Genomic DNA, 10,972 nt, shown 5'->3' on the forward strand with positions numbered 1-10,972 from the left:
CTTAAGGGATCGGATGATGAACCGTCACGAGCTTCGTGCCGTCGGGGAAGGTCGCTTCGATCTGGATGTCGGGAATCATCTCGGGCACGCCTTCCATCACGTCGTCGCGCGTGAGCAGCGTGGTGCCGTAGTGCATGACTTCGGCGACGGTCCTGCCGTCGCGCGCCGCTTCCATCAATGCGGCCGAAATGAACGCGACGGCTTCGGGATGATTGAGCTTCAGGCCGCGCGCGCGGCGGCGTTCGGCGAGCAATGCCGCGGTGAAGATCAGCAGCTTGTCCTTTTCTCGGGGCGTGAGTTTCATGTCTCTTTCGTTTTAGGGCGCAAGGCATTGGGCCTTGCAATGCTAGCATCGGATGGGCTTTCGACGAGCTTGCAGTTCATTGGATGAAGCGCTGCAACTCGACCGTCGAAGGCCGCTCGAATATCTCTTCCGGCGCACCCGATTCCCACACGCGCCCCTGATGCATGAACACGACCTTGTCGCTCACCTTGCGAGCGAAGCGCATCTCGTGCGTGACCATGATGAGCGTCATGCCGTCGCGCGCGAGATCTTCGACCACCGCGAGCACTTCGCCGACGAGTTCGGGATCGAGCGCCGACGTGATCTCGTCGCAGAGCAAAACGGTCGGCTTCATTGCGAGCGCGCGTGCGATGGCCACGCGCTGCTGCTGGCCGCCGGAGAGTTGATCGGGATACGCATCGAACTTGTCGCCGAGACCGACGCGTTCGAGCACGGTATGCGCGGTCGCGCGCGCCTTCGCCTTGTGGATCTTCCTGACGACCGTTTGCGCGAGCATCACGTTCTCTCCGGCGGTGAGATGCGGAAAGAGGTTGTACTGCTGAAACACCATGCCGACCTTCAGCCGCAGCGCGCGCAAGTCGGCATGACGCGCATCGAAATGCTCGCCGTCGATTTCGATCGAGCCTTCGTCGATGCTTTCCAGCCCGTTCAACGTGCGCAACAGCGTGCTCTTTCCCGAGCCGCTGCGTCCGATGATCGACACGACCTGTCCGCGCTCGACGGCAAAGTCGATACCCTTCAGCACCTGATTCGCGCCGAACTGCTTTTGAAGATTGCGGGTTTCAACGAGCGGCATTCCATTTCCTTTCGAGCGTGCGCGCATAGCGTGTCAACGGATAGCAAAGCACGAAGTAGATGATGGCGACGAGCCCATACACGAGGAACGGCCGGAAAGTCGCATTCGAAATCATCGTGCCGGCTTTCGTGAGTTCCGTGAAGCCGATGATCGATACGAGCGCCGTGTCCTTCACCGCCTGCACGGCGAAGCCGACTGTCGGACCGACGGCGATGCGCGTCGCCTGCGGCAGGATCACGTGACGAAGCTGCTCGAAATAGCTCATCGCGAGACTCGACGACGCTTCCCATTGTCCCTTCGGCACCGCTTCGACCGCGCCGCGCCAGATCTCCGCGAGATAGGCGCTGGTGAAGAGCGTGAGACCGACCGTCGCGGCGAGCCACGGCGAAACGTCGATGCCCAGCAGCGGCAGCCCGAAGAACACGAGGAACAGCTGCATCAGGAGCGGCGTGCCCTGAAAGATCTGGATATAGGCTTTGACGAACGCGCGCAGCACCTGCGATTTCGACACGCGCATGACCAGCAGCGCAAACCCGGCGATGCCGCCCAGCACGAACGACACGATCGACAGCACGACGGTCCAGCGCGCCGCGAGCAGCAGGTTCTCGAAGATCTGCGCCAGGGTGAATTCGATCATCGCGCGGCGCTCCGGTGGTTCATCAGAAAGCGCTTGCCCGCCGCGTTCAGCGCGGTGCGCAACACGAGCGCCATCATGAGATAGGCCGCCGTGATGAAGAAGCACGTTTCGAATGCGCGAAAGTTACGCGACTGGATATAGCTCGCTGCATAGGTGAGGTCGGGCACCGAGATCTGCGAGACCACGGCTGAGCCGAGCATCGTGATGACGATCTGGCTGGTCAGCGCGGGAAACACCTTCGCGAGCGCCTGCGGCAGCACGACATGGCGAAAGGTCTCGCCACGCGACATCGCAAGCGAAGCCGCCGCTTCGTGATGCCCCTTCGGCACGGCCGCGACGCCCGCGCGGATGATCTCGATCGAATACGCGCCGAGATTGAGCGTCATCGCGAGAATGGCCGCGACGTATTCGCTCAGGTGAATGCCGAGCGCGGGCAGGCCGAAGAACACGAAGAACAGTTGCACGATGAACGGCGTGTTGCGGACCGCTTCGACGTAGCCGCCGACGATCGCACTCAGCCACGCACGCCGGCTGTCGCGCGCGGCGGCGCCGAGCACGCCGACCGACACCCCGAGCGCCGTCGAGACCGCGGTCAATGCGAGCGTCGTTGCCGCGCCGCTCGCGAACATGCCCGCGTATTGCGCGAGATCGGCGAATTGAAGTTCATAGGCCATACGTTGCCGTGCGCTCTCTCAAAGGCTCGCGGGCAGCGGCTGGCTGAACCACTTCTTCGACATCGTGTTGAGCGTGCCGTCCTTTTTCGCCTGCGCGATGGTGTCGTCGACCTTGGTCATCAGGCGCGGCTCGTTCTTGTTCATGCCGACGAAGCAGGGCGAATCCTTGATGATGAACTTCGCTTCCGGGCGGCGCGGCGGATTCTTCGCGAGGATCGCGGCCGCGACGATGTTGCCCGCCGCGATCAGTTGCACCTGTCCCGAGAGAAACGCGGAGATGGTCGCGTTGTTGTCCTCGAAGCGCTTGATGGTCGCGTTCGGCGCCATCTGCGACAGCGCGATTTCTTCGAGCGCGCCGCGCGTCGCGCCGACGGTCTTGCCGGTGAGATCGGCGGGGCTGGCGACCTTGATATCGGCGGGGCCGAACACGCCCTGGAAGTAGGGCGCATAAGGCGTCGAGAAATCGAGCACTTTCTCGCGTTCCGGCGTCTTGCCGAGCGACGAGATCACGAGATCGACCTTGTTGGTCGTGAGATACGGAATGCGGTTCGCGCTGTTCACGGGCACGAGTTCGAGCTTCACGTTCATCGACTTGGCGAGCAGCGCGGCCATGTCGACGTCGTAGCCTTGCGGCTTCATGTCGGCGCCGACGGATCCGAAGGGCGGATAGTCTTCGGGCACGGCTACGCGCAGCGTGCCGTTCTTCGCGATGGTGTCGAGGGCGTCGGCGTGCGCGGCGAAAGGAGCCAGGGAGAGCAGCAGCGCGACGAGCGCGGTGCGCCGCGCGCGGGAGAAAGGGGTGAGCGTGGTGAACATCGATGATCCTTCGGTCTTGAGCGGCCGCGTTGGAAGGCGCGGCTCTTGAGCCGAGGGTTAAAGCGAGAGTCGTGCCATCGATGTCTCTTCTTTGTATCGTCTGCGTTCGCGAGTTGCGCGTCCATGAGCGCGCACAACGGCTGTGCAAGCGGATGCGCTTCTCTGGTGCGTACTAGGTAGTCCACAAACGCAGAGGCCGCGCATCGACGCCATGCACGATGGGACGAAGACGCGTCCAGCATTCGATGAGCGCGTTTTGCAGCGGCTCCATCGAGCGGCTGATTGCGCGCACGATCAGCACGCCCGGTCCGACGCACGATGCGCCGGCGCGCAGTTGATCGTCGAAGGGCAGTTGCGCGGTGAGGGCTTCGGCGAGCGCATCGTCGCAAGCGGGGCCGATCGCCCACAGCGTGCCGTAGGCGGGGAAGCCGGCGAGACCTTGCGCGGCATCGCGCAGCGGATCGTTCGCATCGAGCAGCGTGCGCTCGAACCAGAGCGTCGTGCCGTCGCGCCGCGCGATGCGCGATATCGCCTTGATGTGTCCTTGCGTCCACGTCTCGCCGGCGGCGGCGCGGCCGAGCAGCATCGCATCCCAGCCGATGGCGCTCGCGCTTTCATCGAGCGTGAGATTGAATTCGAGCTCGACGTTCGACGATTCGAACACGATGTTGTTCTGCGGTAGCCAGTCGAGCTTCGCATGCGCCGCGAGTCCGATGTCGATGCGCTGCGTCGCGAGCTTGCCGTTGGCCTTGTACCACTTGGTCGCGCCGGGCGTCGTGATGACGGCGTGCGTGTGCTCCTCAAGACGAACATCGATGGAAAGGCGATCGCCGCCTGCCACGCCGCCCGGCGGATGCACGATGACCGAGTGACAGATATCGCCTTCGGGATAGAGCGGGCGTTGCAGCCTCAACGGCCCTTCGTGCTTGCGATGAACGCAAACCGTGCGGCCATGCTGATGCGCGTAGCCGAGTTCGAGCGAGCCGCGCCAGATGTTTGGATCGACTAGCGTCGCGTGGGATTCGTGGTGCATGAGCGGTGCGTTTCAGAGCTGAGCCTGAATCATACGGCGATCAGCTCGCGCACTCCATGCGCATCCATTTCCGATCCCGCGCCGCCCGCGACGATTTCGCCGCGGCTCATTACCCAGTAGCGGTCGGCGAGCTCGCGGGCGAAGTCGTAGTATTGCTCGACGAGCAGCACCGTCATGCCCATTTCATCGACGAGCTGTCGCAGCGTGCGGCCTATGTCGCGGATGATCGATGGCTGGATGCCTTCGGTCGGTTCATCGAGGATGAGGAGTTGCGGCTCGCTCATCAGCGCGCGGCCGATTGCCAGTTGCTGTTGCTGACCGCCGGAGAGATCGCCGCCCCGGCGGTTTTTCATGTCTCGCAGGACGGGGAAGAGATCGTAGATGCGGTCGGGAATCTTCGATGGCGCCTTGCGGCTTGCTGCGCCTACCAGCAGGTTTTCTTCTACCGTGAGACGGCCGAAGATATCGCGTCCCTGCGGTACATAGGCGAGGCCGTTTGCGACGCGCGCATGCGTTGGCATCGAAGATATCTTGTTGCCGCGCCAGTTGATCGTGCCGCTTTTGGTCGGGACGACGCCCATCAGGCAGCGCAGGAGCGTCGTTTTGCCTACGCCGTTGCGGCCCAGCAGTACTGTCAGCTCGCCGTCGGGGACGGTCATCTTCACATCGCGGAGGATGTGGCTGCCGCCGTAGTATTGGTTCAGGTTGTCGACTTGTAGCATTTTCGGGTTTCGGTTTTCGGGTTGGCTTTCTTTCGGGGAATCCTGAATTCGTGTCGGTCTATTGGCACTGCCCCTGTGCGGGGCGGCAGTCACTTTCTTTGCTGCTGCAAAGAAAGTAACCAAAGAAAGCAGCTCGTCTAAGCCCGCGGTCACACGCAGTTTGGCCACGCTTGCCAGCCCGCGGTGGCCCTCGCCTAAGTGTCGCCCCCAAAGGCCCAATCGGGCTTGGATCGCGCACGGTCTGCCACCTCGCACCGCTTACCTCACTGGTTCAGCACCAAATAGCTCCAGCCCGCTACGCGGCCGATGGGTCAATCGGGTTTGCGCGTGCTTCTTCTTCGATGGTTTCCTTCGCATACCCCACGGCAGCGCGAAGCGCTGTGCCGAAGCTCTTTCGTGCTGAACCAGCGCGCTGAATCGTCTCGGGCGGCAGACCGTGTGCGAGCCAAGCCCGGTTAGTCCTTCGAGGGCGACACTTAGGCGAGTGCCACCGCGGGCTGGCAAGCATGGCCAACGTGCGTGTGACCGCGGGCCTGAACGAGCTGCTTTCTTTGGTTACTTTCTTTGCAGCAGCAAAGAAAGTGACTGCCGCCCCGCACAGGGGCAGTGCCAATAGACCACAGCGAATTCAGGATTCCACGAAAAGAAAGCCAACGACATAAAAAGCAAATCACCGCCCGAGGTAAGACTCAATAACAGCCTCGTCCCGCTTGACATCATCAAGCGTCCCCTCGGCAAGAACGCGGCCCTCGGCCATCACAGTAACCTTCCCACGCTCCCCCGCAAGCGCGGCCACAAACTCCATATCATGCTCGACGACCATCATCGAACACGATCCACGCAGCTTGTTGAGCAATTCAGCAAGTTCCATCGTCTCATGATCGGTCATGCCAGCCGCAGGCTCGTCGAGCAGCAAAAGAGCCGGTTGCTGCATCAGCAACATACCGATTTCGAGCCGCTGCTTCTGTCCATGCGACAGCTCACCCGCAAGCCGCGTCGCCTGATGCTGCAATCGAATCAACTCCAGCGTTTCCTCGATGCGCGCCTGCGCCTGCCCGTCGAGCCTCGCGCGCAATGAAGCAAACCAGCGCTTGTCGGTCTTCATCGCGAGTTCGAGGTTCTCCCACACAGGATGATTCTCGAACACAGTCGGCTTCTGAAACTTGCGGCCGATGCCCGTGCGCGCGATCACCGGCTCCGACATGCGCGTGAGGTCGAGCGTCTGCCCGAGGAACACCTTGCCGTCATCGGGACGCGTCTTGCCGGTGATGACATCCATCATCGTCGTCTTGCCCGCGCCGTTCGGTCCGATCACGCAGCGCAGCTCGCCCACGTCGATGGACAGCGTCAGCTTGTTCAGCGCGCGAAAGCCGTCGAAGCTCACGGTGACGTCTTCGAGATAGAGAATCGTGCCGTGCGATACGTCGATCTCGCCGGGCGCGAGCACATGGCCCAGGCCGGAGATGACATTGATGTTCTTGTGGTTCGATTCGAGCGAGTCCGGCGCGGGCGGAATCGGCGGAAGATCGACGATCAATGCATTGTGTGCGGTCATTCTGCGGAGTCTCCTGCGCTCTTTCTGCGGCGCGCGAGATCGACGAGACCCATGATGCCGTTCGGCAGAAGCAAGGGCACGAGCGTGAAGATGAGGCCGAGGAAAAACAGCCAGTATTCCGCGAAGTACGCCGTGAAAAAGCTCTTCGCGCCATTCACCGCGAATGCGCCGACGATCGGACCGATCAACGTGCCGCGTCCGCCGACCGCGACCCAGATCGCCATTTCGATCGAGTTCGCAGGCGACATCTCGCTCGGATTGATGATCCCGACCTGCGGCACATACAGCGCGCCCGCGATGCCGCACAGCACGGCCGACACCGTCCAGATGAAAAGCTTGTACGCGAGCGGGCTGTAGCCGAGAAACATCAGACGGGCTTCGCCGTCGCGCACGCCGGTCACGACACGCCCGAGCTTCGACGTGACGATCCAGCGCGCCGCGAGAAACGCGAGCACGAGAATCGCGAACGTGATGAGGAAGAGCGCCGTGCGCGTACCCGGATGCGTGATCGGAAATCCCGCGATGCGCTTGAAGTCCGTGAAGCCGTTGTTGCCGCCGAAGCCCGTTTCATTCCGATAGAAGAGCAGCATCGCGGCGAAGGTCATCGCCTGCGTGATGATCGACAGATACACGCCCTTCACGCGCGAGCGAAACGTGAAGAAACCGAACACCCACGCGAGCACGCCGGGCACCAGCACGACGAGCAGCAGCGCATACCAGAGATGCTCCGTGCCTTCCCAGTACCACGGCAGCTTGTGCCAGTCGAGGAACACCATGAAATCGGGCAGGTCGCTCTGATACGTGCCCTCGCGGCCGATCGAGCGCATCAGGTACATGCCCATCGCGTAGCCGCCGAGCGCGAAGAAGAGCGCATGGCCCAGGCTCAGGATGCCGCAATAGCCCCACACGAGATCGAGCGCGAGCGCGCCGATCGCGTAGCACATGAGCTTGGCCGTCAGCGTCATCGCATAGGCGGACAAATGGAACGTGCTCGTCTCCGGCAGCACGAGCGCGCTGACCGGCACGAAGATGCCCATCGCGATGATGAGGGCGATCAGCGCGAGCCAGCCCTTGCGCGGCAGGAGCGAGGCGCGCGGCGGCAGGCCGAGCGCGAAGCCCGCGCGCGCGGCGCTCGGATCGGGTTGCGGCGCGACGTCGAGATTCGCGCCGATATTGGTCGAGGCGGTCATGGCTCAGGCCTCCGCGCTGCGGCCCTTCAGGGCAAACATGCCCTGCGGACGCTTCTGGATGAACAATACGATGAGCACGAGCACCGCGATCTTCGCGAGCACCGCACCCCAGAACGGCTCGACGGTCTTGCTCACGAGCCCGAGCCCGAAGCCGCCGATCACCGTGCCCGCGAGCTGGCCCACGCCGCCGAGCACCACCGCCATGAACGAATCGATGATGTAGCTCTGGCCGAGATCCGGACCGACGTTGCCGATCTGCGAGAGCGCGCAGCCGCCGAGTCCCGCGATGCCCGCGCCGAACGCGAACGCATACGAATCGACGCGCGCGGTCTTCACGCCGACGCACGCGGCCATGCGGCGGTTCTGCGTCACCGCGCGCACGAACAGACCGAGACGCGTCCTGGTGAGCACGCCCCACGCGATCGCCACGACTGCGAGCGAGAACGCGAGGATCGTCAGACGGTTGTACGGCAGGATCAGGTTCTGCATCACGGAGACGCCGCCGCTCATCCACGAAGGATTCGTCACCTGCACGTTCTGCGCGCCGAAGAGCGTGCGCGTCGCCTGAATGAGGATCAGGCTGACGCCGAAAGTCGTCAGCAGCGTTTCGAGCGGACGTCCGTAGAGATGCTTCAGCACGAGCCTTTCCAGCACGATGCCGACCAGCGCCGCCGCGACGAACGATGCGGGCACCGCGAACAGCGGATACCAGTTGAACGCGGCGGGCGCGTAATGCTGCACGAGGTTCTGCACGACATAGGTCGCATATGCGCCGATCATCAGGAACTCGCCGTGCGCCATGTTGATGACGCCGATCAGGCCATAGGTGATCGCGAGGCCGAGCGCCGCGAGCAGCAGCACGCTGCCGAGCGAGAGGCCCGCGAAGATCGTGCCGAAGATTTCGCTGCGGCGCTGGATCGAATCGAGCGCGTAGAGGCCTTCCTGCGCCGCGTTGCGCACGCTCTCGTCGGGTTCGTTGAACGAGCCGTCCGCTTTCTTCGCGACGATCGGGCGCAGCAACTCGTACATGTCGAGATCGTGCCGCGCCGCGACGAGTTGTGCCGCTTCGAGACGCTTGCCGGCGTCGGGATCGTGAAGGGCGGTCATCGCCCAGAGCGTGTCGAGCCGCTTCTTCAGTTCGGGATCTTTCTCGATGGCGCGGGCGCGGTCGATCAGCGGCTTCATCGAGGCGTCGGGGTTCTTCAGAAGCGCTGCGATCGCGTCGCGGCGTTTCGCGGTGTCGGCGGAGGCGAGCTGCAGGCCCGACAACGCGCCGGCGACTTTCGTGCGCAGGGTATTGGAGAGCGTGATCTGCTGCGCGTCGGGCGCTTCGACGGTCTTGCCGGTGAGCGGGTCCTTGTTGCCGTCGTCGGACTGGATATAGACGTGGCCGTTATCGGTCGCGACGAGCGAGCCGTCGGACAACGCGGTGAGCACGGCGACCGAAGGCGCATCCGCATTGGCGATGAGCTTGTCGATGGCGGCGGATTTGGCGTCGAAGTCGTCGCCGGCGAGCGGGGCGAGATCGTCGTTCGAGAGTGCATGGGCGCTGAACGGCGCGATCGCGATGAAGAGCGCGAGCAATACCCGCATGATTGAACCGGTCATGATGGCCTTTCTGATGAGACATGGACGGCCGCGCGAATCGCGAACGCGCGCGCGGCCTCACTGCTTCAAACCATCACTTGCATTACGCGACCTGCACGCGCTGCCGGCGCAGGAACGCGGGAATGGAGCTGACGATATCCGGCTTGCCCTGATTGCCCGCGATATACGGACTCCACGGCTGCGCGCGCACCGCGGTCTTCGTCTTCCACACGACGTTGAACTGCCCATCGCCGCGAATTTCGCCGATCATCACGGGCTTGTGCAGATGGTGATTGCCGTCCATCGACAGCGTGAAACCCGAGGGCGCGGCGAAGGTCTGGCCGATCATCGCGGTGCGCACCTTGTCGACATCGGCGCTCTTTGCTTTTTCGACAGCCTGCTTCCACATATGGATGCCGACGAAGGTCGCTTCCATCGGATCGTTCGTCACGCGCTTGTCGCCGCCCGGCAGGTTTTGCGCCTTCACGTACTCGAAGAATTCCTTCTCGAACTTCGAGTTGTTGGTGTTCTTCACCGACATGAAGTAGTTCCATGCGGCGAGGTGGCCGACGAGCGGCTTGGTGTCGATGCCGCGCAGCTCTTCTTCGCCGACCGAGAATGCGACGACGGGCACGTCGGTCGCTTTCAGGCCCTGGTTGCCGAGCTCCTTGTAGAACGGTACGTTCGAATCGCCGTTGATCGTAGAGATGACAGTTGTCTTTCCCCCTTGGGCAAATGTCTTGATGTTCGCGACGATGGTTTGATAGTCGCTATGTCCGAATGGTGTGTAGACCTCTTGAATGTCCGCATCCTTGACTCCCTTGGAGTGTAGGAACGCGCGCAGGATCTTGTTGGTCGTGCGCGGATACACATAGTCGGTGCCGAGCAGGAAGAAGCGCTTGGCGCTGCCGCCTTCCGGACCCATCAGATATTCGACGGCGGGGATCGCCTGCTGATTCGGCGCCGCGCCGGTATAGAACACGTTGCGCGACATCTCTTCGCCTTCGTACTGAACGGGATAGAACAAAAGCCCGTTGAGTTCCTCGAAGACTGGCAGCACGGACTTGCGCGACACCGACGTCCAGCAGCCGAACACGACCGCGCACTTGTCTTGCGTGAGAAGCTGACGCGCTTTTTCGGCGAAGAGCGGCCAGTTCGAAGCCGGATCGACGACGACGGGTTGAAGCTGTCGGCCCATCACGCCGCCGCTCTTGTTGATATCGGCGATGGTCATGAGCGCCGTGTCTTTCAGCGACGTCTCGGAGATGGCCATCGTGCCCGACAGCGAGTGCAGGATGCCGACCTTGATCGGACCCGTATCGGCGGCCTGAGCTTTCGTGATCGGAAGCTGACCCGCGAGGGCGAGCGCGCCCGACATGGAGCCGAACTTCAGCAGACTGCGTCGTTTCATGATGAGTGTTCCCCTTGCCGATGTGTTTGTTTGAGCAATGACGATTGCTCGGATCGTTCTGCAAGGGTTATGCCAATTGGGGTGGAATGCTTTTGGGGTAAGGGTTTGGTGCTCGTACAGCGAAATTTTAATGGGCGGGATACTCAGTAGGCGGCGGGGTTTTGGTGCACGTCGGGGCGTGCGTGCATCGTTGCGGTGCGGGTTCGCTTTGTTTTTGCTTATTCTGTTGCCGGATCCCGTGTTCGTT

Annotated in this window: 11 protein-coding genes; all 11 read right to left on the bottom strand. The window is 62.6% G+C overall.

What is annotated here, in order from left to right:
* Window position 1 precedes the first annotated feature (1 nt).
* Entirely contained in the window at window positions 2–304 is a 303-nt protein-coding gene (locus PQR08_RS07845; RefSeq protein WP_014192076.1) for an urease subunit gamma, read from the bottom strand.
* A 76-nt stretch (window positions 305–380) separates the two neighbouring features.
* A complete protein-coding gene (locus PQR08_RS07850) occupies window positions 381–1,100 on the bottom strand; it encodes an amino acid ABC transporter ATP-binding protein (RefSeq protein WP_187605884.1) in 720 nt (239 codons plus the stop codon).
* A complete protein-coding gene (locus PQR08_RS07855; RefSeq protein WP_187605883.1) occupies window positions 1,087–1,737 on the bottom strand; it encodes an amino acid ABC transporter permease in 651 nt (216 codons plus the stop codon). The genes PQR08_RS07850 and PQR08_RS07855 overlap by 14 nt, the downstream gene beginning before the upstream one ends.
* On the bottom strand, window positions 1,734–2,411 hold the full coding sequence (locus PQR08_RS07860) for an amino acid ABC transporter permease (RefSeq protein ID WP_238212584.1): 678 nt from the start codon (window positions 2,409–2,411) through the stop codon (window positions 1,734–1,736). The genes PQR08_RS07855 and PQR08_RS07860 overlap by 4 nt, the downstream gene beginning before the upstream one ends.
* Window positions 2,412–2,429: 18 nt before the next feature.
* Complete coding sequence (locus tag PQR08_RS07865) at window positions 2,430–3,227, bottom strand: transporter substrate-binding domain-containing protein (RefSeq protein WP_250483943.1); 798 nt, start codon at window positions 3,225–3,227, stop codon at window positions 2,430–2,432.
* A 172-nt stretch (window positions 3,228–3,399) separates the two neighbouring features.
* Window positions 3,400–4,260: an urease accessory protein UreD gene (locus PQR08_RS07870; protein WP_408161234.1), complete on the bottom strand. Its 861-nt coding sequence runs from the start codon at window positions 4,258–4,260 to the stop codon at window positions 3,400–3,402.
* A 29-nt stretch (window positions 4,261–4,289) separates the two neighbouring features.
* Window positions 4,290–4,982 (bottom strand): urea ABC transporter ATP-binding subunit UrtE, encoded by a 693-nt coding sequence (urtE, locus tag PQR08_RS07875; protein ID WP_035503144.1) that lies wholly within the window; start codon window positions 4,980–4,982, stop codon window positions 4,290–4,292.
* A 670-nt stretch (window positions 4,983–5,652) separates the two neighbouring features.
* A complete protein-coding gene (urtD, locus tag PQR08_RS07880; RefSeq protein ID WP_238212580.1) occupies window positions 5,653–6,537 on the bottom strand; it encodes an urea ABC transporter ATP-binding protein UrtD in 885 nt (294 codons plus the stop codon).
* Window positions 6,534–7,727 carry an urea ABC transporter permease subunit UrtC gene (urtC, locus tag PQR08_RS07885; RefSeq protein WP_238212578.1) on the bottom strand — a complete coding sequence of 398 codons (1,194 nt, stop codon included), beginning with the start codon at window positions 7,725–7,727 and terminating at the stop codon, window positions 6,534–6,536. The genes urtD and urtC overlap by 4 nt, the downstream gene beginning before the upstream one ends.
* A gap of 3 nt (window positions 7,728–7,730) precedes the next feature.
* Entirely contained in the window at window positions 7,731–9,335 is a 1,605-nt protein-coding gene (urtB, locus tag PQR08_RS07890) for an urea ABC transporter permease subunit UrtB (protein ID WP_408161235.1), read from the bottom strand.
* Window positions 9,336–9,417: 82 nt separating this feature from the next.
* Window positions 9,418–10,725, bottom strand: a complete 1,308-nt coding sequence (gene urtA, locus PQR08_RS07895; protein WP_238212574.1) for an urea ABC transporter substrate-binding protein — start codon at window positions 10,723–10,725, stop codon at window positions 9,418–9,420.
* Window positions 10,726–10,972: the final 247 nt, after the last annotated feature.

Origin of the sequence: Caballeronia jiangsuensis, assembly GCF_046030135.1 — a bacterium.
GTDB lineage: Bacteria > Pseudomonadota > Gammaproteobacteria > Burkholderiales > Burkholderiaceae > Caballeronia > Caballeronia jiangsuensis.